Source organism: Clostridium putrefaciens, from assembly GCF_900461105.1.
In the GTDB taxonomy this organism is placed as follows: Bacteria; Bacillota; Clostridia; order Clostridiales; family Clostridiaceae; genus Clostridium_L; species Clostridium_L putrefaciens.
In genome coordinates, this window is record NZ_UFWZ01000001.1 from 394,979 (window position 1) to 421,492 (window position 26,514).

The following is a 26,514-nucleotide window of genomic DNA, read 5'->3' on the forward strand; positions in this document are numbered from 1 at the left end:
TATGGCTAAACTTTATATAGTACCAACACCTATAGGAAATTTAAAAGACATAACATTAAGGGCTCTAGAAGTTCTTAATATGGTGGATGTAATAGCGGCAGAAGATACAAGACAAACCTTAAAGTTACTTAATCATTTTAATATTAAAAAGCCACTTATAAGTTATCATATGCATAATGAGCAATTTAAAAGCGAGGAATTATTAAACAAGATAGTACAAGGTGAAAATATAGCAATCGTAAGCGATGCTGGAACTCCAGGTATTTCTGACCCGGGCAGCGTTGTAATCAAAAAGTGCATAGAAAACTCTATAGAAATAGAAGTTCTTCCAGGGGCAACAGCTCTTATTACAGCTATGGTTTATTCTGGGCTTGACTCAACTAAATTTTTATTTAGAGGGTTTTTGCCAAGAGAAAATAAGGATAGAAAGGTCATAATAGAAGACTTAAAAGACAGGACGGAAACGCTTATATTATATGAGGCTCCACATAGATTAAAGGATACACTTGCATTTTTAAGAGAAAACTTAGGCAATAGAAATATTGGGATTTGCAGAGAACTCACTAAATTATATGAAGAAATTTTAAGAGGAAGCATTGATGATATCATTTGTCACTATGATGCGGTTCAACCTAGAGGAGAATATGTAATTGTAATTTCAGGTAAAAGCGAAGAAGAGATTGCAGAGGAAAGAGAAAGTCTTTGGATAGATATGACTATTGAAGAACATATTAAGAAATATATAGCTGATGGTCTAACAAAAAAAGAAGCAATTAAAATGGTAGCAAAAGATAGGAAGATGCCAAAATCAGAGGTTTATAAGCACAGTATTGAGTAAATATTGACTAAGTATTAAGTAAGTATTAAGCAGAAGATAAATAGTAAATGAATAGGAAACTAACAAAAAAACCAATAAGTCATACAGTGGTGAAGTTGATTTTAGTTAAATCAACTTCATCAATGCAATAGCTTATTGGTTTTATTAATAACTGTATCCTAAAGAAACAGTGTAATTTTTTGAAATACCTTAAATTACATTTCCATGTAATTTAAGGCTAAGATAACTTTAAAGTTAAAATATTAATTAAAAGTGTTTAAAAATATTTAAAAATATTTATCTAAAAGATACTACTTCTTAAATTCTTCCATACAACTTTTACAAATATTCTTTCCTTTATAGTTTGTTACATCTCTAGCGTCTCCGCAGAAAATACAAGCTGGCTCATATTTCTTTAATATGATTTGTTCGCCATCTACATATATTTCTAAAGCATCCTTTTCAGCAATATCCAAAGTTCTTCTTAGTTCTATTGGAATTACTATTCTACCAAGTTCATCTACTCTTCTAACAACACCTGTTGATTTCATCATGTTTCCTCCTTCTACATCTTTCGACATCTACACTTAAATAATAACAAAAATTCCACTTAAAGTTAATGGACTAACATACCATTTTTCCATTTGAAATATTAACTAGAAAATTTGTTTCAAATGTTAATATACTACCATATTATTGAAATGTCAAGTATGTTAATAAAAGTATAAGATTCATTAAAAACAAGCCTAAGCACTGGTATGTAAGGGCTTGGACTATATATGGAGAGAAATGTAAAGAAAAAATTTATAAAAATAATTTAAAAAGTTATAAAAAAGATCTTTTTAGAACCTTTTATTTTCGTAAGTTGTTAATAAGGATAGAGAACATAAGGTACAAAATGGATAAATAGGGAAATAATAAAATTACCATTAAAGGGCTACTTATCAATATTAATTAAAATATTTTTTAATTAATTAAAAAATATTAAAAAAAGTTTATATAAAATGTTAATTTTAATAAATGTTAATGAATATTAATTAATGAAGTTTTAAAATTGTAAAGTTATGATGCTATATGTTATAATTATATACATTATAGTAAAGGCTTTGCAAGTATATATAACAAGTGAAATCATTCAAATTAAAAAAGGTTACTTTTATAATGATTCAAATGTAAACTATTGCAAAGTATATTCAAAATAAGGGGAGGAATTATTATGAAAATATTTATTGATACTGCTAATATAGAAGAAATAAAAAAGGCAGCAGAACTTGGAGTTATAGATGGGGTTACAACTAATCCTAGTTTAATAGCAAGAGAAGGAAGAGATATTAAAGAGGTTATAGAAGAAATTTGCTCTATAGTAGATGGACCTATAAGCGCAGAAGTTATGAGTTTAGAGCATTCTAAAATGATAGAAGAAGCTGAGGAATTAATAAAACTTCATAAAAACATAGTTATTAAGATCCCAATGTGTGCTGAAGGGCTAAAAGCTGTAAGCGCTTTATCAAAAAAGGGAATCAAAACTAATGTAACTTTAATATTTTCAGCACAACAAGCACTTTTAGCTGCAAAGGCAGGAGCAAGCTACGTTAGCCCATTTCTTGGAAGACTTGATGATATAGGAAATGGTGGTCTTCCAGTAGTTCAAGACATTGCAGAAGTATTTAGTATTTATGGAATAGAAACAGAAATTATAGCAGCTAGTGTAAGAACACCAATGCACGTTTTGGAATGTGCAAAGGCAGGTTCAGATATTGCAACTATACCATATAAAGTAATAGTTCAAATGATAAGTCACCCACTAACAGATTCAGGGATTAAAAAGTTCATAGAAGACTATGAATCATCAAAATAAATTAACAACAACATGATAATAGATAAAGGATCAAAATCTTAGTAAATTAGATTTTTGATCCTTTTATTTATTTTTTCTTAAATAATAAACCACATTAATATACAATGATACAGATTATTTAAATATAGACAAGTGTGAAACCTTGTAAAGGGTTTATGCATACCGTATAATATTATTATACTTTAAACATACTTATAAAGTAGTAATTATAAAATACAACTTGTATTTTATAATTTGAAATACTAATTAATTAAAAGGAGGTTTTGTTATTGAATGATGAGAAATTTGATGTAAGTTACATATTGTCATTGGCAGAAGAGATGTCTAATAATAAATTAGTGCCCTATGAAGATCTACCTCAATATGATCTATTTTTATCACAGGTTATTGATTATTTAAATGATAAATTTGTAGAAGAAAAGTACACAAATAATATAGTCCAAAATTACATTAAAAGCGAGGCTATATCAAAGCCGGAAGATAGTAAAAAAAGAGGATATACAAAGCTTCATCTAGCACAACTTTTATTGCTAAGTTATATGAGACCAGTACTTACAACAGAAGAGATAAGGAAGGTTTTTAGACTAGCATTTAATGATATAAATGATAGGGAAGATGATATAATATCCTTTGAAAAGGCATATAAGATATTTTCAGATATACAAAAAGAAAGCGTAAATGAATTTTTAACAGAGCATAGATTTTTTAATCAAGAAAAGTTAGACAGTATAGTATCTGAACTTAATTTAAAACCAAGTGATGAAGGTAGGATAAAGACCTTTATAATGGTTATGAATCTAATAGCTGAAGCTAGTGTAATAAAGAAAATAGTACAAAAGATAATAGGCGATTACCACGAATAGGTGGAATGCTATGGAACCACCTAAAAGGTACACTATTTATTAGATTAACCTAAAAGGTGATTCCATTTATTGTTGATATATATATAATGTAGAACTTTCCAAGGCTTTGCATATTTATTCATTGAGGGGAGATGATGAATATGGAAGGTTTTATTTCGCTTATAGGCAATGTAGGATTTCCTATAGCAGTGTCTTTATACTTACTTATAAGGATAGAAGGAAAGCTAGAAAATTTAACTACAAGCATAAATACCTTATCCACAGCTTTAAACACATTTTTTAAGAGCTCTTGAATGGTAGAATACTATGTAATTAATAAAAAGAGTCATGAGACATATAATCTCATGACTTTTGACTTTATTATTAAAGATTAGTGTTAGCTACAAGAAGAGTTTCCAGCATCTGTAGAGGCCTTTGTCACTATATTAAAGTTATCTCCAAAGATTCCTTTAGTGTGTACTATTTTAGCATCATCAAATAGGAATGAAAATTCCTTGTCTGCTACAACCTTTATTCCATTTTCAACAAATATATCATCCTCTGATTGTTGTTCATCCAGAACAACTCCAAAACTAGGACCACCTCAGCCAAAACCTTTTATAACTATTCTTACCGCATCTTTATTTTTACTGTCTAAAGATTTTTTTAAAGCCATAGAAGTATTATCATCAATATTAAATTTCATTACATTGCCTCCTTATAAAATATATATATTATTAGTTTTCCTTATACCTGAGAAATTATAGTGTATTAATAAATGAAAGTTATCCCATATATATAGGGAATATTAAATCGCTTCGTTACCCCTAGGGGGTATAATGTTATTATATATTAATTAATCTTTAATGTCAAATGATTTAATTTATTAAGTACCTATTTCCTCTAGAGGAGTAGCATTCCAATTGTTTAGTTTTAAGTGGTTTAATTTACTAAAGTGTTAATTTATATTTCTTAAAAATTTAGAAAGATCATGATCTTGTATAGGAAAGTTATCTGCACTTATATCATCGAAGTGCCACCACTCAGTTTCAATAGGACAAAATCCGTTTTTAACCATTATCTCTGTAAGTAGATCTACATTTTTTTTAGCGTTACCTGTCATAATGGCATTTCTATAGGCAGTGGTATTAAATTCATCAAAACCTGTAGGCATTTCGATTTCTTTACCTTTCATATCTACTAAGGTTAAATCCACAGCAGTACCTCTATTGTGACGAGAGCCATTATAATAAGGACTTGCAATATATCGCCTATCTTGAACTATATTCCAAAAGTATTCTTGGACATGAGCTGGTCTATAAGCATCCCAAATCTTTATTCTATAGCCTAAAGCCTTAAAGTCCTCATTAGCACTTATAAGCTTATTTAAAGTATCCTTTTGAAGCACAGCAACGTAAGCATCATATACCTTTTTACTAGAAAAGTTGTTATCTGTTGCATATCTAAGATCTAAAACAAAATCATATTCACTTATATTTATAGGAACTAGTCCATTAAGATTTTTTGTGTAGTCAATATCTCCAGTAATAATTTTAACTTCATCTTCATTTAATATTTTATGTATTTTATTTATATTTGAAGTGTTTTTAATAGGAATAGAATCTATATTTTCATAACAATATCCAATGCAATAACCTAAAAGGATTAATGATAAGTATAAAAAGAATATAATAAAAGCATTTTTAAGTTTCATTTTAATTTCATAACCTCACATTTATAATGTAGTGTCAATATAATACAATATTCTACATTTTAATTTAGGACAAATCTATTATACTATCATATATGATTACAAACAATTTTAATTTCGTAATAGTTATTAAAAGAGGGTATGAACTTATAAACAGGAGTTGTAGGGAGATATACGTAGTTATAGGGAGTTGTGAAGTGGTGTTGATATTTATAAAGTATAAAGTATAAATAGGATTATATAGTAAGCACTTATTATAAATAAGATTAGGGTATTACAGTAGGTAAGTTTTTAAATAAAAGTTAGAAAGGCATTGTATAAGGTAGATATATGAAAAAACAAGAAGAAAGGACCTATTTCCCGGAAAATAATATGTCAAAAATAAGCGTAAGATGACTATTATAGTTTGTATTAATAAGGGGAAGTATAAATAGCGGTTTTATTAATAGCAAAAGGCCTCAGCAAGGTACAATGATTCACAAAAAGCTACACTTGTCCAAGCTAAATGTTATGCTTATATGTTTTTCATGGAAAATGAAAAAGAAAGAGAATTTGCTGTAGCTATTTATGGAACAATAAGAGATGGAAAAAAGATATTTGTAAAGGCTTCAACAGGTATAAGATAACCCGGTAAAATCAAAAAGAGTTATATAGGTTAATACATGAAATTTAAAAATAGAATAAACCAATAAAAAAAGAGGTACCTTTTAGGATACCTCTATAGCCATTTTTGCATTAAACTCTTCATTTACATTTAACTTTAAAATCCCTTCTTTATCTTTGAACTCACCTTTGAAGTCTTCAAAGTCAGCATGGCCATACCAAGGCTCTATACAAACAAAAGGTGAATCGTTACCCTTAGTCCATATGCCAAGGTATGGGAAGCCTTTAAAGCTCACTTTAACCTTCCTTTGGTTTTTAGTGCTCTTTAACGTTATACTTTCAGATTTAAGATTTTTAAATACCAAGGCATCTTTTTTAAATATATCATAATTTAAAGAAATCTTATTTTCATTTACTAAATAAGGTTTTGACTTATTATTAAAATACCCCTCAGAATTTAAACACATTGTATCTAAGGTTTCAAGTTCTTCTAGCTCTAAATAATAATCATCAAAGTTTTCATTAGTGTACAAAGGACAATTAAAGCCTGGATGAGCTCCAAGGGAAAAGTAAATTTCTTTATTATCTAGGTTTATAACCTTATAATTTATCCGAAGGATATTTTTTGTTAGTTTATATTCTATTTGAAACTTAAATTTAAAGGGATATATCTTAAGAGTTTCCTTTGAATATAAAAGTTCAAAACATAAAGTAGTATCTGTTTTTTCTATTAAATCAAAATTATAATCTCTAGCAAAACCATGTTGAGGTAATGAATAGCTTTCTTTATTCACTCTATAAGTATTATTGTTTACCTTACCTATGATTGGGAATAATACAGGTGCATTACGACCCCAAATTGATTTATGGCCATACCATATATATTCTATACCATGATGCTTCTCATAAAGACTACAAAGCTCTGCCCCCATGTCTTTAATTTTTAAGGAAATTAAATGATTTTCCAGGTTATGCATAAGAATCCTCCTTTTTTAAAGTCTTTTATTAAAAATATTGTGTAACCATGTTGATACAGTAAATTTAACCATTCTGTAATCAATTTGTAACGATAAAGAAAGGACTTTAACTAATTTATATTATATAATAATACCATAGACAATAAAAACAACAAAACAATAAAAACAACAAAGAAATAAAACAAAAACAAAATTTAATTACATTAAACTCACATCACTTATAGGCAACCGCCCCCACGGTTGCTTATTTTAATGTATAAAAATAAAATAATTTATTTTTTATAGTTTAATTAATCATAAAAGTTTAGTATATTTATATATATAAATATTAAAAAATAAGTTAAAGTCTTTAAAGAGATGAGTAATTATAGAGGGGAAACGTATTATGAGCATCAATTTAGAATGCATGAGAATGTCATTTATAAGTGCATACTTAGTTTTGAATATGATTTTGGCTATTATGGTACATTATAACATAAGGTTAAGAGAGCATAAAGCTGCAATTAATAAAGAATTAATGAATTTAAACAAAGAAGATAACACCTTAAAGGAAGAGTTAAGTGAGGTGAATACAATAATAACAACATTAGAAGATGCTATTATATGTAGTAAATTAGATGGTACTATAATTAGATGGAACGAAGGGGCTAGAGGTATTTATGGATATACAAAAGAAGAAGCTATAGGTAGAAACATATCCATTATAAGTAAAGATAAATATGTTAAAGAAATTGAATGGTTATCTATGGAGATAAAAGGTGGAAAGGTTATCAAAGGCTATGAAACTGAAAGATATAGGAAGGACAATAAAAAGATTAATGTATCGTTAACATTGTCCCCTATAAAAGACAATGAAGGAAATGTAATTTATATAGCTGGTATAGATAGGGATATAACTGAAATAGTAAATCAAAGGTCAATCCTTAAAAGAAGCTATGACGAGCTATCTACTGTGTATAATCAGCTATCAATAAAAGAAGAGGAATTAAGATATCAGATACATGAATTAAAAGATAGTGAGATAGCTTTAAAGACTAGTGAGGAAAGATTTAAGCTAGCATTAGATGGTGCTAATGATGCTATATGGGAGTTGGACTTAGTAGAAGATTCACTTTTTATATCTGATAAGTGGGAAGGCATATCAGGAAATAAGTTTACGAATCAAACTAATAGCGTTAAATATATGTATAGGTATGTGCATCCCGACGATGTGCGAAGGGTTGTAAAAGATTTGAAAGATCATATTTTAGGTAAAAAGGATACTTATGAAAGCGAGTTTAGAATAAAAACTAGTGATGGAAGTTATAAATGGGTAAACAATAGGGGCAAGGTATTAAAAAATTCATCAGGGATATCTTTAAAGGTGGCTGGATCCATTACAGATATAGATGAAAAGAGGAAGTACCAAGAAAAAATAAAGTTTTTAGCTTACTATGATACGTTGACAAGTTTACCTAATAGATTTTTCCTTAGGGAGGAACTAGATAAGATTATAGAAGAGAGTAATAGAGATAATAAAAGGTTCGCCCTTATATCTATAGATATAGATAATTTTAAGATGATAAATGATATATTGAGTCATGACTTTGGTGATGAGGTAATAAAGAATGTATCTTATATAATAAAACAAAGAATACCAGAAGATTCTATTATGAGCAGGACTGGTGGAGACGAATTTATAGTATTAATAAAAGATGTCACAAGTATTAAATCAGTTACTGATATTTGTGAGGGGCTTTTAAAAACATTTAAAGAAGCAATAGAAATAAGAGAGACTAGAGTCTATACAGGAATAAGCATTGGTATATGTATGTACCCACATCATGCAACTACATCTAAAGATTTATTTACGAATTCTGATGCTGCACTTTATGAATCAAAGAAAAATGGAAGAAATCAAAGTACAATGTTCAACACAAAGATGTCAAAGGAGGCGATAAGAAGAGGTGAGATAGAAAGGCAATTAAGAGGAGCACTTGATAAAGATGAATTTATGGTTTACTATCAACCACAATTGGATATTAAAACTAGAAAGATTGATGGATATGAGGCACTGATTAGGTGGCATAACGAAGAGCTTGGATGGGTATCACCTGGTGAATTTATTCCAGTAGCTGAGGAGGCGGGACTTATATCACTTATAGGGCAATGGGTAATTAAAGAGGTGTGTAGGCAGATAAGATGCTGGAAAGATAAGAACCTAAAGATTTCAACTATAGCTGTAAATATATCATCAATACAGTTTCATGATAATGGGTTTATAGAAAATATATTACATACATTAGAACAAGGAGATTTATCACCAAGTGATTTAGAAATAGAGATAACAGAAAGCGTACTTATGAACTTTTATGAAAAAAACATTTCTTTATTAAATACATTAAAAAATTTAAATTTTAGTTTAGCATTAGACGATTTTGGAACAGGGTACTCATCATTAAGTTATTTAAGCGTTATGCCTATAAATAAACTAAAAATAGATAAATCCTTTATAGACTTCATAGAAAACAGTGAAAAGGACAAGTCCATAGTGGAAGGCATAATAAAACTTTCCCACAACATGGGTATTAAGGTTGTAGCAGAAGGAGTGGAAGAGGACAACCAATTAAAGTTATTAGAAGAGATGAATTGTGATAAAATACAAGGATATCTTTTTAGTAAACCGTTATCCTCAGAGGATGCAGAAAAGCTTATGACCACTTATGAAAGATGTTAAATAATACATAGAAAAATAAAACAGGTTAAAAGTATTGACATTAAGATACTTTTAACCTGTTTTATGATATGAAGTTTAATTAGTTGGTTTTGGGTTGTGGCTTAATGTCATTAAATATATAATCTTGCATTTGTTTTATTGTAACCTTGCTATCAAAAGGCAAATACCAAACATCTTTTATTATTTCTCCACCATCTTTAAAGTACCCATCCACAGGAAACCTTTCCTGTTCTATGTTAATCTTTCCATCCATCAATACGCCTGTACCAAGTTTGATTATATCTGTTTTAGACAAACTAGTTTCAACTAAAGGTAGCAATTTTGCAACAATGGAAGGATATTGTGATGCACCTGAAGTCTTTATGATTTCAAACATAGAATTCAAAACAACTCTTTGTCTATCAGTTCTCTCAAAGTCACCATTACCGACATGACGTATTCTACTATAGGCTAAAGCTTGTTTACCATTTAATTTTTGAAGACCAGGTCGTGAAATAGAAGTAGGTGAACCTACAGTAGTAATATTTATTTCATTAACTTCTTCTCTTTTAACATCTACATTTACTCCGCCTAAGGCATCTATAAGCTTTTCCATGTTAGAAAAGTTTACAGAGACATAATCTTTAATATTAAGCTTATAATTCTTGTTTATTGTTTTAATAGCCAGCTGTGGACCACCAAAAGCATGGGCATGATTAAGTTTATCCTTTCCATGACCATCGATATCTACATAGCTATCCCTCATTATAGAACTCATTTTTAACTTATCATTCTTTTTGTCTATGGTAACTACCATAGTAGCGTCAGAACGACCAAGCTCATCATTTGAAGTCTTATCAAGGCCAAATAAGGCAATGTTAATAATATCAGGGTCAGTAAAAGAGCTAGATACATCAGAGTGTATACCTAAATCATCAACATCTTTAGAAATTACATTGGTTTTTACCTTACTTAATAAGTTGGAAACATAAAAAGTACCAAATCCTATTAGAAATAGCAATATGAATATAAAGGTACAAGTTATAATCCTTCGTTTTTTTCTACGAATCTTATTTCTTTTTATAGTATTTCGATTAGACCCTTTTCTTATTTCAGAACTAGAAATTGGAGCGGTTTGTCCATTTTTATTATTAGACTTACTAGACATAATTAAATACCTCTTTTCATTTTAATTGTAAATACTTATAAATGAATGTTTGTTAGTTAATATGTATATTTGATATTTCATTTTTCATGTTCGGGATGGTGGATTTCTTATTTTTAATAGGGGTAAGATGTTAAATATAAAATGATATACTTTTACATTATACTACAGAGTACATAGGGAAATAAATATATAATATGTTAAATTATAAGGAATAAGAAGAATATGTGTATAGTATGATAATATATTCATTAATAGCTTTTAAAATTGTATTAAAGATGGTAAAATAAAAGTCGGAATAAGTGCATTATTCTAAGGTATAAGGACATTCGAAATCGGACTTAAATAGGTGGTGAGGCTTAGTGATAGACTAATATACAGAATACATTATGAATTTTAGTACTATTTTATACTACAGTTTGATTAAGAATGGAGGGGAATATTTGAAAAAGAAGTGTTTATTAGTATACATGTTTTTGATTTGTTTTATTTCTTCAGCATTATTACCGGTTAAAGTTGTACAAGCATCACCGGATATATCTCATTTTGAAGATATGGATATATTATCAAAAAATGAGATAACCCTAAAGGACATGCAAGATTGGGCTAGAAAGGCAAATGCTACAGAAACATTTATAAACCTAGCACCAATGTATGTTAAATTAGCACCAATACATGGAAATGTAAATCCAGTAATAGCATATGCTCAAGCAGCTAAAGAGACAGCCTATGGAAGATTTACAGGAGTTTTGAATGAAGCATTTTTTAATCCTTGTGGAATAAAGATAGCACAAGGTGGAGACGATAAAGATCCACTAGCTCATTCAAAATTTAATTCTTGGGAAGAAGGCGTTAGTGCTCATCTTGATCACTTAGCTCTTTATGCAGGTGCAGCCTCTTATCCTAAAAAGCATACTTTTGATCCTAGACATTTTGAAATCATAAGAGGAAAGGCTACCTTAATTAAAGATTTAGGAGGAAAGTGGGCTCCGTCAGAAAGCTATGGTTTAGAAGTAGCAGCTTTAGTTAAAGAAATTTCTAAAGGTACCAAATCTTTAGAACCAAAAGTAATTAAGCCGGAAGTAGTTAAAGATATTAAGCCTGCAGTGCCAGAAGTAATTAAGCCGGAAGTGGCTAAAGATGTTAAGCCTGCAGTGCCAGAAGTAATTAAGCCGGAAGTAGTTAAAGATATTAAGCCTGCAGTGCCAGAAGCAATTAAGCCGGAAGCGGCTAAAGATATTAAGCCTGCAGTGCCAGAAGCAATTAAGCCTGCAGTAGCACAAGTGGTTACAAAAATAAACAGTGTAACTATAGATGGTACTAAATATAATGCTAACAAATCAAAAGTAAATACTACAGACTTCGGAAGAAAAGTAGAAATATCCGTAGATGCTACAGGAAACGGAAACTTCTATGAGTTTTGGATATCAGATGGAAGTACATGGACACCAATTGCACCAGGCTCTGCAAAGCCTAGTGTTTCATGGACACCAAAAGAAAAAGGTTATCATGATATTTGGGTAGGTATTAAAGAGAGTAGTGCATCAAAAGAATATATAGCAAACTTTAATACATTTTACTATATTGATAATATAGTTACAAAAGTAAACAGTGTAACTATAGATGGTACTAAATATAATGCTAACAAATCAAAAGTAAATACTACAGACTTCGGAAGAAAAGTAGAAATATCCGTAGATGCTACAGGAAACGGAAACTTCTATGAGTTTTGGATATCAGATGGAAGTACATGGACACCAATTGAACCAGGCTCTGCAAAGCCTAGTGTTTCATGGACACCAAAAGAAAAAGGTTATCATGATATTTGGGTAGGTATTAAAGAGAGTAGTGCATCAAAAGAATATATAGCAAACTTTAATACATTTTACTATATTGATAATATAGTTACAAAAGTAAACAGTGTAACTATAGATGGTACTAAATATAATGCTAACAAATCAAAAGTAAATACTACAGACTTCGGAAGAAAAGTAGAAATATCCGTAGATGCTACAGGAAACGGAAACTTCTATGAGTTTTGGATATCAGATGGAAGTACATGGACACCAATTGCACCAGGATCTGCAAAACCTAGTGTTTCATGGACACCAAAGGAAAAAGGTTATCATGATATTTGGGTAGGTATTAAAGAGAGTAGTGCATCAAAAGAATATATAGAAAACTTTAATACATTTTATTATATTGATAATATAGTTACAAAAGTAAACAGTGTAACTATAGATGGTACTAAATATAATGCTAACAAATCGAAAGTAAATACTACAGACTTCGGAAGAAAAGTAGAAATATCCGTAGATGCTACAGGAAACGGAAACTTCTATGAGTTTTGGATATCAGATGGAAGTACATGGACACCAATTGCACCAGGATCTGCAAGACCTAGTGTTTCATGGACACCAAAAGAAAAAGGTTATCATGATATTTGGGTAGGTATTAAAGAGAGTAGTGCATCAAAAGAATATATAGCAAACTTTAATACATTTTACTATATTGATAATATAGTTACAAAAATAAACAGTGTAACTATAGATGGTACTAAATATAGTGCTAACAAATCAAAGGTAAACACTAACGATTTTGGAAGACCAGTAGAAATATCTGTAGATGCTACAGGAAACGGAAACTTCTATGAGTTCTGGATATCAGATGGAAGTACATGGACACTAATTGCACCAGGATCTGCAAAGCCTAGTGTTTCATGGACACCAAAAGAAAAAGGGTATCATGATATTTGGGTAGGTATTAAAGAGAGTAGTGCATCAAAAGAATATATAGCAAACTTTAATACATTTTATTATATTGATAATATTTATAATGTAGCTACCAAAATAAACAGTGTAACTATAGATGGTACTAAATATAATGCTAACAAATCAAAGGTAAACACTAACGATTTTGGAAGACCAGTAGAAATATCTGTAGATGCTACAGGAAACGGAAACTTCTATGAGTTTTGGATATCAGATGGAAGTACATGGACACTAATTGCACCAGGATCTGCAAAAGCTAATGCTTCATGGACACCAAAAGAAAAAGGGTATCATGATATTTGGGTAGGTATTAAAGAGAGTGGTGCATCAAAAGAATATATAGCAAACTTTAATACATTTTATTATATTGATAATATAGTTACAAAAGTAAACAGTGTAACTATAGATGGTACTAAATATAATGCTAACAAATCAAAAGTAAACACTGAACATTTCGGAAAAGCAGTAGAAATATCCGTAGATGCTACAGGAAACGGAAACTTCTATGAGTTTTGGATATCAGATGGAAGTACATGGACACCAATTACACCAGGATCAACAAAACCTAATGCTTCATGGACACCAAAAGAAAAAGGTTATCATGATATTTGGGTAGGTATTAAAGAGAGTAGTGCATCAAAAGAATATATAGCAAACTTTAATACATTTTATTATATCTCACAGCCTAGTGTTATAACAAAGAGATTAATAGTATTAGATCCAGGTCATAATTATGGTGGAGATGATGGAGCTTACTCTAACATAGATGGAGTACGTTATTCAGAAAGAGACCTAAATATGGAGATATCCTTAAAGGTTAAAGCTAATCTTGAAAAGTTAGGATTTAAGGTTATTCTTACAAGGCAGCCAGAAGATAGAAGTAAAGATTCTCTTAGTGACAGCCTTAAGATGAGGACTAAGATTGCAAATGATGCAAAGACAGATTTTTTCTTAAGTCTTCATCATGACAGTGGAGCTCCAGCTGCAACTGGAATAAGCACACATTACAGTAGCTTTAGACCAACTATAGACAACGAAGGCGTAACTCCAGGAGTAGATCCAGGTGGATGGAAATATGATGATTTAAAAATAGACACTACACCTTCTGCCCAAGCTATAGTAAGCAGAGAACTTGCAAATAACTTAGTAAATGGATTGTCGTCATCATTTGGTTATATTAATAGAAAAGCACATGACCATGGTCTTTATGTTACAAGACAAATAGATGTACCATCAGTACTTCTTGAACTAGGTTTTATAACTAATAAAGCAGAAGTTGAAAGATGTTCTAATGATTACGAACAAGAAAAGAAAGCTAAAAAGATAGCAGAAATATTATATAATTATTTTAATAGATAGATTATAATTATTTAGTTATATTATATAATCATTTAGTTATATAAATTAAAAGTTATATCTTTAAAATTAAAATTCTAAAAATTAAAAAGTCAAAGTCACTATAAAGTACTATAATTCATAAAAGACATAATCAGCACAAAAATGTGTGTTGATTATGTTTTTTTATACTTTATAATTTATATTAAATATAATATGGTAAAATGAAAGATGTGTTATAATAATTAATGATTTAATAATACTTTAGTTTTATAATATTAGTATCTAATGATATTATGATATAATAAAAAAATAAAAATAATATAAATAATATAAAACTTGGAAGGAAAAACTTATGAGTAAATCAATAGCTAAAAATGCGTTATACAAAGTGTTGCTTAATATATTCAATATAATAATGCCAATTATTATAGCTACCTATACCTATAGAGTAATGACTAAGGAATTAATAGGTAGATATACTGCAGCCTATACTATATTTAACTATTTCTTTATATTTGCAGGATTTGGTATATATAATTATGCAATTAGAGAGCTTAGTAAGGTAAGAGACAACAAAAAGAAGATGTCTCAACTTTTCACAAGTTTTTTTGTAATAGGGCTAATCTCAAATATAGTAACTATTATAGCTTATGTAGCATTTAATTATACTTTATTTAAGGGGACACCAGTATTTGCAGTACATCTTATATTAGCACTTAACATGATTTCTAATATATTTTATATTGAGTGGGCAAATGAGGCTTTAGAGAACTATGGATTCATAACCTTAAAGACTATAATAGTAAGGCTTGTCTATGCAGCACTTTTATTTCTTACAGTAAAGTCATCGAAAGACTTTTTAATTTATGTATTTTTAACGACTTTTTCAACATTTTTAAACAATATAATAAGTTATATTTACATAAAAAAAGGTATTGGATTCGATTTTAGTAATATAAAGATAAAAAGACATATCAAGTTTTTACTTTTAGTTATAGTAATGTCTAATGGAAATGTTTTGTACACACAGTTAGATAAGGTAATGTTAGCTCACTATGTAGGTGAAATTTCTGTAGCCTATTATGGAGTGGCAAATAATGTAATGAATATAATAAATGCATTGGTACTTTCCGTAGTATTTGTTACAATACCAAGACTTTCAAATATTATAGCGAGTAAAGATCATGAAAGATACATAAATCTTTTAAATAAAATAACCCAAACCTTATTTGCATTTTTATTCCCTGTAGCAATAGGTATGTTTGTACTTGCAGAGGAGATATTTGTATTATTTGGCGGAGGTGAATATGCAGGAGGTGGACCTGTACTTAAGGTGTTTTGCTTGTACATGATATCTTTAGGTATGGAAGCCATATTAACCAATCAAGTTATGTATGTAAATAGAAGAGAAAAACAATTAGTACCCATGATATTTATGGCGGGATTTATAAATATTATATTAAACTATTTACTCTTAAAGTTTAATGTATTTAACGAAGTAACAGCAATAGCAACAACTACAGTAAGTAGTTATATGCTAATATTTATTGAGTACATCTACACAAGGAAGGTTTTAAATATAAAGTTTAATATGTTTAATTTTAAAAACTTTAGATATCTTTTATACGCATTAACATTTTTACCTATATCCTTTATATTTAAATCATTAATATCAAACATGTACATATACATTGTAGCCATAGTATTAACCTCAGGAATTGTCTATACATTATTCCTATTCATTACAAAGGATGAAATTTGGAATACCGCAGTTAATAGATTTATGCCCAAAATTAAAACTAAACTAAGAAGATAAAGATAATGAATATAGAAGAATTAAAAGTAAACTAAGAAGATAAAGATAATGAAGATAGAAGAATTAAAACTAAACTAAGAAGATGAAAAGCATGAAGATAGAAGACATAAGACATAAAAAAAAGAAAAAGATAGGAGCTACCTAAAAGGTAGCTCCTATCTTTTTCAAAATATTTAATTTATAGCTTGTATTATGTCGACAAATATATTAACATTAATATAGTGTTCAATAAATGAACTGATAAAGGTGGGTAATTAAATGGATGAAGAATATTTAAGACTACTTTCTATAATAAATAATGATAAAAATTTAAGTCAAAGAGGCCTTTCAAGTAAGGCGGATATTTCTATAGGTAAGATCAATAATATGATCAAAAATCTTATGGAAGAAGAATATGTATATGTTGAAAAGTCAGGAAAAAGGCTATCTTATATGTTAAGTGATGATGGTATAAGCTTACTTGAAGCAAGTTTTAAAGATAATCATTTAAAGAAAATAATATTACATGAAGGGGGAAAAAAGGTGATTAAACAAGCAGTTATTTTAGCAGCAGGGGAAAGAGAAGAATTTAATGTGCCAGTTGGAATGTTACCATTACCAGATGAAACTATAATTGAAAGGGTTCTCGATATACTAGAGATGAATGGAATTAAGGATGTAATTATGGTTACGGGATATAAATCTGAACATTACGAAGAAATAGCCAAAAGTAGGGGAATTAAAATTGTACAGAATCCTAAATATAAATGGACAGGCACCATGCCATCTTTAGCTTGCGCAAAGGACTTTATAAAGGATGATTTTCTTTTAATTGAAAGCGATTTAATATTTGAAGACAGAGTAATAGAAGCTGTAATAAAGGCAAAAAAGAGGGATTTAGTAGTAATAACAAATGAAAGTGGATCAGGAGATGAAGCTTTTGTAGAAATAAGAAAGGGCCACTTATTTAAGATGTCTAAAGATAAGCATCAGTTAAATAAAATAGATGGAGAAATGATAGGTGTGAGCAAGATTTCCTTAGATGTATTTAATAAGATGTTAGAAGAGTTTAAGTACAATACAAATCCTTATTTAAATTATGAATACTCACTTCTAGATGTTTCTAGAAATTACGATATAGGTTATCTAAAATTGGATGACATTATATGGGGAGAAGTTGATAATAGGGAGCATTATGAAAAGGTAACAAAGAGAATATATCCTAGAATTAAAAGAAGAGAGAATCAAGCTAAAGAAGCTAATATAAAGGCTAGCATAGTGGAAGCTTTAGATATAGACGAAGATGAAATTAGTAACATAATACCTTCAGGGGGCATGACTAATAAAAACTATAAGGTAGATATAAAAGATGAAACTTATGTGCTAAGAATAGCTGGTGCAGGCACTGATGATATGATAAATAGAATAGAAGAAAAGAAAAATTCTATACTAGCATCCAGCCTAAACATAGATACAGAAATTCTTTGCCTAGACGAAGTTTCAGGACTTAAGATAGCTAAGTTTATAAAAAATGCAGAAACCCTTACAGGAGAAAGTTCAAAAAAAGAAGAAAATATGAAGCTTACAACAGGCATATTGAAAAAGCTGCATAGATCAGGACTAAAATTCGAAAATACCTTTGATGTGTTTGAAAAAATAGAGCTTTACGAAAAGCTATTAGAAAAAGCAAAAGGGAAAAACTATGAAGACTACTATGAAGTAAAAGAAAAGGTTATGAAACTACAAAATATGCTAAAAGATTTGGATGTAGAGATTCTAGCATCTCATAACGACACAGTACCAGAAAACTTTGTGAAAAATGAAGAAAGAATATATCTTATAGACTGGGAATATAGCGGAATGAATGACCCAATGTGGGATCTTGCTGCTCATTCTTTAGAATGTAACTTTTCTAAAAAGGATGAGGAGCTATTCTTAAATATATACTTTGATGGTGAGCCAGAAGAAAAGTTCAAAAAGAGGGTACTTATATATCAAATATGCCAAGACTTCCTATGGGCTACTTGGACTAATATTAAAGAAGCTAAGGGTGACGACTTTGGGAGCTACGGTATAGATAGATACAATAGGGCAAAGAAGAATTTAGAGCTTATCTAAATATTTAATAGCCTAAGATTTATAAAGATAGAATAGAGGATATAACGTATAAGGTGTAAAAATTAATAAATAAGCTAAATGTTTAACATATTAAAGAGGGGGAGAATCCTATTGGATATTAATAAAAATTCTTCTAAAAAGGGGACGGGCTACGGCTTGATTTCTGGTATTACCTGGGGTATAGATACGGTTTTAATAGGGGTTGTATTATCCATGACAAGCTTTGTATCTACAGATAAGGCAATACTTTTAGCACCTTTCATAAGTACATTTCTACATGATTTATTTTCAGCAGTATGGATCACATTGTACCATGTTTTTAGGGGAGAATTTAGGGCTGTACTTAAATCATTAAACACTAGAAGTGGTAAGTTCATAATGCTAGGAGCACTGCTTGGAGGACCCTTAGGTATGACTTGTTATATGCTAAGTGTAAAGTATATAGGACCTTCCTATGCAGCGTCTATAACCTCAATATATCCAGCTATTGGAGCCTTCTTTGCCTTTATATTCTTAAAAGAAGAACTAGGCAAAAGGGAATGGATTGGTATAGTCTTAAGTATCACAGGAGTCATAGTACTAGGATATCAGCCCTCAGAGTTTAATGCTGGAGGTGGGTTTCTAATAGGAATACTATTTGCTATGGGAACCGTTCTTGGATGGGGGCTTGAAAGCGTTATCTGTGCTTATGGAATGAAAGAAGATGTAACAGCAAAAGAGGCTCTAAACATAAGGCAGCTTACATCAGCTATATTTTATGGAATAATAATACTTCCAATAGTAGGTGGCACTGTAATGGCCTTTGACATTATGTTAAGCAAAGTAGCAATATGGCTTATAATAACAGCCTTAGTTGGAACTACATCTTATATGTTTTATTACAAGGCAATAAGTACCATAGGTGCAGCAAAGAGTACCTCACTAAACATCACCTACGCTATATGGGCAATAATAATACAAGTTATATTCTTTAAATCTCCAGTGAGTGCACAGCTTATATTAGGCTGCCTCATAACATTTACAGGAACAGTACTAGTTTCAGGAATAAGCAAATCAAAGTAAGAATATTTTGGGTAACTTTGAAAGGGTAAGCATATATTATGTATGTTTACCTTTTTTATTTTTCGAAATGTCGATTAAGGGCGAACACACTGTCGAAATATAAGAGAAAAAGTCTATGGAAATATATTGCAAATAAACTTTAATTCTTATATACTAGATTTACAGAAAGAACCCAGGTTCAAAAGCATCTTAGTAACCAAATCTTTTAATTCAACAAAGCCAAAAGAAAAAAACAAAATATGAGGAGGCAAATTAAATGGAAATTAACATGGAAGAAATAATTAAAAGAGCTAAAGACGGAGATGATGAGGCTAAAACATCTTTATTAGAGAAGTATACACCTTTAGTGTATAGCTTATCTAGAAACATCTATATTAAAGGTTACGATGCTGAGGATCTAGTTCAAGAAGGCTTTAACTCAATACTAAAAGCTATCACAAAGTATGATCCGGAAAAAGGAGTCGAATTTGGATATTATTTAAAACAATCTATTAAGTTTAATTATTATTACATTATAAGGCAAAAGTCAAGGGTTAATTTTGAGACAAGCCTAAATAAATTATCTAAAGAAGGCGTGGAGTATATAAATACCATAGAGGATGAGTTTAACCTTGAAGATATTATAATAGAAAATGAAGAGATTGAAAACCTTTTCCAGGCTTTAGAAATATTAAAAAAGGAAGAAAGAGAACTTATAGACATGGTATTTTCAAAAGGCTATGGCGGAATAAAAGAATACGCAAAGCTTAAAGGACTTAATTACTCCCTAGTTTCTAAAAGAAAAGATAGGATAATAGAGAGAGTAAGGCAAGAAATGTTAAAATCCATAAACTAATCAAAAGAAAAATCAAAAACCTTGTGGCTTAATAAACCACAAGGTTTTTAATTTTAAATAGCCATAAGATTGTATAATAAAAGATATGAGTTAGGGAACCATCCACTTCTATAATAGGTTATATTTGAAATATACTAAAATAGAATATATAATAAAGAAGTATTATAAAAGAAAGGAGTGGAATGAACTGAAAAAAGTTTTAGGATATCACCTAGACGCTAGAATATTATTCTTTGGACTTATAAAAAAATTCAAGGAAGATGAGATAGTAGCACTATCATCTCAACTTTCATATAGTCTTGTTTTATCTTTCTTTCCTTTTTTAATATTTTTACTTACAATGATAGGTTTTTTGTCTTTAGACAGTGTTCAAGTATTAAAGGCTCTAGAAGCATTTTTACCCCTAAGTGTTTATGATTTAGTTTCAAGCATAGTGCTAGACATTGTTGAATCTCAAAATGGAAGCTTATTATCTCTAAGTTTGATATTAAGTATATGGAGTGCTTCTGCAGGGTTTAGTGCCGTAATAAGAGGCCTTAATAAAGCTTATAATCAAAACGAAACAAGAGGATTTATTAGAGTGAAATTAATATCTATATTATTTACCATGACCATTGTAGTAATTATTATAGTTAATCTTATATTATTAGTATTTGGCGGAGTAATAAGAGGGTTTTTATTAAAATATGATTACTTTAGCCCAGGGTTTATAACCTGGATATGGGGAGCTCTTAAGTATGTAATAATTATATTCACCACTAACTTTTTATTTGCAGTGCTATATAGATACACTCCAGCAAAAAGGCTTACATGGAAAGAAGTAATTCCAGGAGCTGTATTTACAACTATAAGCTGGATTGGGGTATCTCTCGGATTTTCTTACTACGTTAATAATTTTAATAACTTTTCTAGGTTTTATGGAAGCATAGGAGCAGTTATAGTTCTAATGACGTGGGTATTTTTAAGCTCAATTATAATGCTTATTGGGGGAGAGATAAATGCCTTAATTGCATTAATGGAAGAAAAGAGTAGAATCAGTTAACAATTAAAACTTAACAATTAAAAGTTAATAGTAGTACTTAAAATGGATCGGAATTACTCTTGATCCATTTTCTTATGGTGTAAAAACTAAATAAAATAAGAATGTTAACTAAAAGTTAACATTTGATATATATACGATAAAATTCCTATTTAAAAAAAAGATAAATGATTTATTATGATAGAAATAATGTATTTTACATTAAGTGGAATAATCAAAAAGAAAAATGTTAATTGTTTATTGAAGAAAATTAAAATAAAAGGAAAAAATAAGGAATAAATTATACTGTCTATTATGAGTGTATGATTATAATGTTAAAAAAATGTAGAAAGTAAAAATAAAATATAAGAAAATCAAAAGATTTAAAAAAGGAATAGTTTGAAAATTGAATTGTAACTTGTAACATTAACTCAATTTATATGAAGGTTTTAGGAGCTTTTCATAACATCTTCATGAACTTATGCGTTGTTTACTAATTCGACATAACTTTTTAAAAATGCTATAATTAAAAATAGAAAAGGGTAAAAACATACTAGGTTGGGGGAGACGTTATGCGCAATTTTAAAAAGGTAGTTTTAGTTATAACGGATATATTTTCCGTTAATATAGCTTATATAATAGCCTTCAGTTTAATTTACTATGACATTCCAAGACTTTATTTTGATTCCTTTAAGAAAGATGCAATAATAATTTCTGTAATTTTCATAACAATATTTTACATAATGAAGTTGTATGAAAGCTTATGGAACTATGCTAGTGTAGATGAGCTTATGCTAGTTGTAGCAGCTAATATTACAGCAGGATGTTTAGCTATGGTATATGGAAGAAGTATGGGGCATTACTTACCTATAAATATTCATATTATAGCTGTAGTTCTATCAATGGCACTTACACTATCTTTTAGACTATGCTTTAGGATATATAGACGAGGAATCCTATCTGTTTATATAAGGCATAATAGAAATATGAATAGGGTAATGGTTATAGGAGCAGGATCCGCAGGGAATATGATAATAAAAGAGATGTTCACAAAAAGAGAAAAACGATATAAGCCTGTAGCTATTATAGACGATAGCCCCTATAAGATGGGTAAGAGAATTTCTGGGGTAAAAGTTATGGGTAATAGATATGACATAGAAAGAATTGCAAAAGAGGAAAGAATAGATACAATACTAATTGCAATACCTTCTATAAATCAAAAAGATAAATCAGAAGTAATTAATATATGTAAGAAAACAGAATGCAAGCTTCAAATGATACCAGGACTTTATGAAATACTTAATGGACAGGCTAAATTAAATACCATCAGAGATGTAAGTGTTGAAGACCTACTTGGTAGAGATCAAATAAAGCTTGATGATAAAGGTATATCAGAATATATACGTAATAAGGTTGTAATGGTTACTGGTGGTGGAGGATCTATAGGCTCAGAGCTTTGTAGGCAGATAGCTATTTTTAAACCAAAGGAACTTATAATATTTGATATATACGAAAATAACGCTTATGATATACAAAACGAATTAAAATACAACTATCCAAGTTTAAACCTAAAAGTTTTAATAGGCTCTATTAGAGACAAAAAGAGGTTAGACTCAATATTCTCTAAGTATAAACCAGAAGTAATATTTAATGCAGCTGCACACAAGCATGTACCTTTAATGGAGGTAAGTCCAGGAGAGGCCATAAAGAACAATGTTTTTGGAACGCTTAACCTTGCAGAAACTGCAGATAAGTATGGTGTAAAAAAGTTCGTTATGATATCTACAGACAAAGCTGTAAATCCTACTAATGTAATGGGCGCAACTAAAAGAATATGTGAAATGATAGTACAGGCTATGGATAAGGTAAGTAAAACAGAATTTGTAGCAGTAAGATTCGGAAATGTACTAGGCAGTAATGGTTCCGTAATACCATTATTCAAAAATCAAATAGCAAAAGGTGGACCACTTACATTAACCCATAAAGAAATAACAAGATTTTTCATGTTAATACCAGAGGCAGCGCAGCTAGTAATTCAAGCAGGAGCCTATGCCAAAGGTGGAGAAATCTTCGTATTAGATATGGGAAGTCCTATTAAGATATACGATTTAGCCACAGACCTTATAAAACTATCAGGACTTGTGCCTAATGAAGATATAGAAATAAAAGTAACAGGCCTTAGACCCGGGGAAAAGCTGTATGAAGAGCTACTAATGTCAGAAGAAGGACTAGAAGAAACCAGGCATGATAAGATCTTCATCGGGAGACCAACCTATACAAACATAGAAGAGCTAAAGAGAAATCTAAGCTCACTAAAGTTTGTTATAGATAATGATAATGAAGAAGAAATAAAAAAAGCAATAAAACAAATGGTACCAACTTATAAAGAAGCTACCTTAAGGCAGCAACAGGGACAGGGTAAAGATATGGGACATAAGGAGCATATGGAAAATAAAAAGGGAATAGCAGAGAAAGAAGTTGTGGCTAGTGTTTAAAGCAAATAATTAAAGTTGGGAAGGAAGACATTTATGTATCCTTATATTAAAAGAATAATTGATTTCATAATGGCTTTAATAGGACTCATTATATTAAGTCCTCTATTTATATTACTAGCTATAATAATAAAACTAGACTCAAAAGGGCCAGTGTTTTTTAAGCAAAAAAGAGTAGCAAAGGATAAAGGTTATTTTAATATATTAAAGTTTAGAACCATGAGAGTTGATACTCCAAAAGATATGCCAACACATATGCTTAATAATCCAGATGCATTTATAACGAAGTTAGGAAAGTTTTTACGTAAGACTAGTCTTGATGAGCTACCGCAGATAATTAATATACTAAAAGGTGAAATGAGCATCGTAGGCCCAAGACCCTGTCTCTGGAATCAATATGACCTAATAGCAGAAAGAGATAAGTATGGGGCGAACAACATATACCCAGGGCTAACAGGATGGGCTCAGGTTAATGGAAGAGATGAACTACCAATAGCGCTAAAAGCAAAGCTTGACGGAGAGTACGTTCAAAGAAGAGGCTTTGCATTTGATGTAAAGATATTCTTTAAAACCATACTTAGAGTAATAAAGAGTGATGGGGTAAAAGAAGGCGGAGTAGAAAGTATAGAGATTAAAGATATAGAGATAAGGGAAGAGGTTGTTAAGTGATTGAGGGTGGAAATGGTAGAAGATTTAGGGTATAATTACAAATGAAGATATGGGTATAGTATATGCAGGAAGAAGGTGATGCCACATTGAAGAAAATACTCATTACAGGTGCTAATAGTTACATAGGTACGAGCTTTGAAAAGTGGATGCAAAAGTGGACTAAAGATTATTCAATTGACACTATTGATATGAAGGATGGATCATGGGAAAGAAAAGACTTTTCTAAATATGATGTGGTGTTTCATGTGGCTGGGATTGCTCACGTATCAACAGATCCTAACATGGAAGATTTATATTATAAAGTTAATCGTGATTTAACCATTGAAACCGCAATGAAAGCAAAGGCTGATGGAGCTCGCCAGTTTGTTTTTATGAGTAGTATTATTGTTTATGGGGATAGTAGCCATATCAATCATAAGCGGGTTATAGATAAAAATACAGTGCCAGAGCCAAGCAACTTCTATGGTAAGAGTAAACTAGAAGCTGAAGAGGGGATTCTTCCACTTCAAGATAATAGCTTTAATGTGGTAGTTATAAGACCACCTATGATATTCGGCAAAGGCTCTAAGGGAAATTACCCAAAGCTATCAAGAATAGCTCAAAAGCTACCTATATTTCCTGATATAAAGAATGAAAGAAGTATGTTACATATAGATAATCTTTGTGAATTTATTAGACTTATGATTGTGAATGAAGAAAGTGATGTGTTTTATCCGCAAAATAGAGAATATGTTGGGACAAGTCAGCTAGTAAAACTTATATCAGAGGCTCATGGGAAAAATATAAGATTAACGAAAGTATTTAATGGAGCGTTAAGACTTATGGGGGATTTTACTGGGGCTGTTAATAAGGCATTTGGTAATTTAGTTTATGAGAAAAGTATGAGTGAATATAAAGAAGATTATAGAGTTAGGGATTTAGAAGAGTCGGTTAGAGTGACGGAAGGTAGGGATTAATTGTGAGTTCTATACAAAACAATGATATGTCAGAAGAGTTGGTTTCAATAATAATGCCTGCTTATAATTGCTATGAGTTCATAAATATTGCGCTGAATTCTGTTATAGCACAAACATATGAAAATTGGGAAATAATTATTGTAGATGATTGTTCAACAGATAACACTGCAGAAATAGTTAAGGACTATATTTCGAAAGATTTACGGATTAAATATTATAAATTAGATGTGAATTCAGGTGCAGCAGTAGCAAGAAATAAAGCCGTTGATCTTGCACAGGGGAAATATATTGCTTTCCTTGATAGTGATGATGTGTGGTTTCCTGAGAAGCTATCCAAGCAAATTAAATTTATGAAACAAAATGGGTACAACTTTACTTGTACTAGTTACACAAAGATTGATGACCATGGAAAATATCTCAATCGCATCATCAAAACAAAAGTCAAGAGTGATTATGACGGAGTTTTAAAAACTTGCCCAGGGAATTCAACAGTAGTATATGATGCTGAGAAGCTAGGTAAATTTAAAATACCAAATATTAAAAAGAGAAATGATTATGTGATGTGGCTACAAATCATAAAAGCGGAACATTACCTATATGGCCTAGAAGAGCCACTTGGAAGTCATCGGATCACACCAGGTGCAATATCTAGTAATAAATCTAGTTTGGTAAGTTATCACTGGAAAGTGTATCGTGAAATAGAGAAATTATCGATGGTGAAATCCAGTTACTTAATACTTTATTGGGTTATTGCCACGGCATTTAAATTGAGATAAAGAAGCAAGGAGGGGT

19 protein-coding genes are annotated in these 26,514 nt (G+C 30.1%); 15 read left to right on the plus strand and 4 right to left on the minus strand.

Annotation, left to right across the window (positions count from 1 at the left end; translation table 11 throughout):
* Position 1: 1 nt before the first annotated feature.
* A complete protein-coding gene (gene rsmI, locus DY168_RS01850) occupies positions 2 to 838 on the plus strand; it encodes a 16S rRNA (cytidine(1402)-2'-O)-methyltransferase (protein ID WP_115640218.1) in 837 nt (278 codons plus the stop codon).
* Positions 839 to 1,128: 290 nt separating this feature from the next.
* Here the strand turns inward: rsmI and DY168_RS01855 are convergent, their stop codons facing one another.
* Positions 1,129 to 1,368 (minus strand): AbrB/MazE/SpoVT family DNA-binding domain-containing protein, encoded by a 240-nt coding sequence (locus tag DY168_RS01855; RefSeq protein WP_029452123.1) that lies wholly within the window; start codon positions 1,366 to 1,368, stop codon positions 1,129 to 1,131.
* A gap of 665 nt (positions 1,369 to 2,033) precedes the next feature.
* Here DY168_RS01855 and fsa point away from each other — a divergent pair.
* From fsa to DY168_RS01870, 3 genes are all read left to right on the plus strand, one after another.
* Positions 2,034 to 2,675, plus strand: a complete 642-nt coding sequence (gene fsa / locus DY168_RS01860) for a fructose-6-phosphate aldolase (RefSeq protein WP_115640219.1) — start codon at positions 2,034 to 2,036, stop codon at positions 2,673 to 2,675.
* Positions 2,676 to 2,995: 320 nt separating this feature from the next.
* A complete protein-coding gene (locus DY168_RS01865) occupies positions 2,996 to 3,538 on the plus strand; it encodes a DUF1836 domain-containing protein (RefSeq protein WP_115642374.1) in 543 nt (180 codons plus the stop codon).
* Between the two features lie 140 nt (positions 3,539 to 3,678).
* Positions 3,679 to 3,831 (plus strand): YvrJ family protein, encoded by a 153-nt coding sequence (locus tag DY168_RS01870; RefSeq protein ID WP_115640220.1) that lies wholly within the window; start codon positions 3,679 to 3,681, stop codon positions 3,829 to 3,831.
* 644 nt (positions 3,832 to 4,475) lie between these two features.
* Here the strand turns inward: DY168_RS01870 and DY168_RS01875 are convergent.
* On the minus strand, positions 4,476 to 5,231 hold the full coding sequence (locus DY168_RS01875) for a M15 family metallopeptidase (RefSeq protein ID WP_115640221.1): 756 nt from the start codon (positions 5,229 to 5,231) through the stop codon (positions 4,476 to 4,478).
* A 704-nt stretch (positions 5,232 to 5,935) separates the two neighbouring features.
* Positions 5,936 to 6,808 carry an aldose 1-epimerase family protein gene (locus DY168_RS01880; RefSeq protein WP_115640222.1) on the minus strand — a complete coding sequence of 291 codons (873 nt, stop codon included), beginning with the start codon at positions 6,806 to 6,808 and terminating at the stop codon, positions 5,936 to 5,938.
* Between the two features lie 385 nt (positions 6,809 to 7,193).
* Between DY168_RS01880 and DY168_RS01885 the strand changes: the two genes are divergently transcribed.
* Entirely contained in the window at positions 7,194 to 9,524 is a 2,331-nt protein-coding gene (locus DY168_RS01885; RefSeq protein WP_115640223.1) for a sensor domain-containing protein, read from the plus strand.
* Positions 9,525 to 9,603: 79 nt separating this feature from the next.
* Here DY168_RS01885 and DY168_RS01890 read toward each other — a convergent pair whose 3' ends face one another.
* A complete protein-coding gene (locus tag DY168_RS01890; RefSeq protein WP_115640224.1) occupies positions 9,604 to 10,671 on the minus strand; it encodes an LCP family protein in 1,068 nt (355 codons plus the stop codon).
* A gap of 440 nt (positions 10,672 to 11,111) precedes the next feature.
* Here DY168_RS01890 and DY168_RS14590 point away from each other — a divergent pair, with 440 nt between their 5' ends.
* The 10 genes from DY168_RS14590 to DY168_RS01940 all read left to right on the plus strand — a co-directional run bounded on the left by DY168_RS14590 (position 11,112) and on the right by DY168_RS01940 (position 26,498).
* Positions 11,112 to 14,798 carry an N-acetylmuramoyl-L-alanine amidase gene (locus tag DY168_RS14590; RefSeq protein ID WP_172556235.1) on the plus strand — a complete coding sequence of 1,229 codons (3,687 nt, stop codon included), beginning with the start codon at positions 11,112 to 11,114 and terminating at the stop codon, positions 14,796 to 14,798.
* Positions 14,799 to 15,129: 331 nt separating this feature from the next.
* Entirely contained in the window at positions 15,130 to 16,593 is a 1,464-nt protein-coding gene (locus DY168_RS01900; protein WP_115640225.1) for an oligosaccharide flippase family protein, read from the plus strand.
* 258 nt (positions 16,594 to 16,851) lie between these two features.
* On the plus strand, positions 16,852 to 18,690 hold the full coding sequence (locus DY168_RS01905) for an NTP transferase domain-containing protein (RefSeq protein WP_115640226.1): 1,839 nt from the start codon (positions 16,852 to 16,854) through the stop codon (positions 18,688 to 18,690).
* 111 nt (positions 18,691 to 18,801) lie between these two features.
* Complete coding sequence (locus tag DY168_RS01910; protein WP_172556236.1) at positions 18,802 to 19,752, plus strand: DMT family transporter; 951 nt, start codon at positions 18,802 to 18,804, stop codon at positions 19,750 to 19,752.
* Between the two features lie 256 nt (positions 19,753 to 20,008).
* Positions 20,009 to 20,587, plus strand: coding sequence for a sigma-70 family RNA polymerase sigma factor (locus DY168_RS01915; protein WP_115640228.1), 579 nt, complete (start codon positions 20,009 to 20,011; stop codon positions 20,585 to 20,587).
* Between the two features lie 124 nt (positions 20,588 to 20,711).
* Positions 20,712 to 21,629 (plus strand): YihY/virulence factor BrkB family protein, encoded by a 918-nt coding sequence (locus DY168_RS01920; protein ID WP_423237222.1) that lies wholly within the window; start codon positions 20,712 to 20,714, stop codon positions 21,627 to 21,629.
* A 548-nt stretch (positions 21,630 to 22,177) separates the two neighbouring features.
* The gene (locus DY168_RS01925; protein ID WP_115640229.1) at positions 22,178 to 24,100 is read left to right on the plus strand and encodes a polysaccharide biosynthesis protein; all 1,923 of its coding nucleotides are present in this window, start codon (positions 22,178 to 22,180) and stop codon (positions 24,098 to 24,100) included.
* A gap of 33 nt (positions 24,101 to 24,133) precedes the next feature.
* Positions 24,134 to 24,766, plus strand: a complete 633-nt coding sequence (locus DY168_RS01930) for a sugar transferase (RefSeq protein ID WP_115640230.1) — start codon at positions 24,134 to 24,136, stop codon at positions 24,764 to 24,766.
* Positions 24,767 to 24,828: 62 nt separating this feature from the next.
* A complete protein-coding gene (locus DY168_RS01935; RefSeq protein ID WP_341458775.1) occupies positions 24,829 to 25,722 on the plus strand; it encodes an NAD-dependent epimerase/dehydratase family protein in 894 nt (297 codons plus the stop codon).
* Between the two features lie 2 nt (positions 25,723 to 25,724).
* Positions 25,725 to 26,498 carry a glycosyltransferase family 2 protein gene (locus DY168_RS01940; RefSeq protein WP_242984033.1) on the plus strand — a complete coding sequence of 258 codons (774 nt, stop codon included), beginning with the start codon at positions 25,725 to 25,727 and terminating at the stop codon, positions 26,496 to 26,498.
* The last annotated feature ends 16 nt before the right edge of the window (positions 26,499 to 26,514 follow it).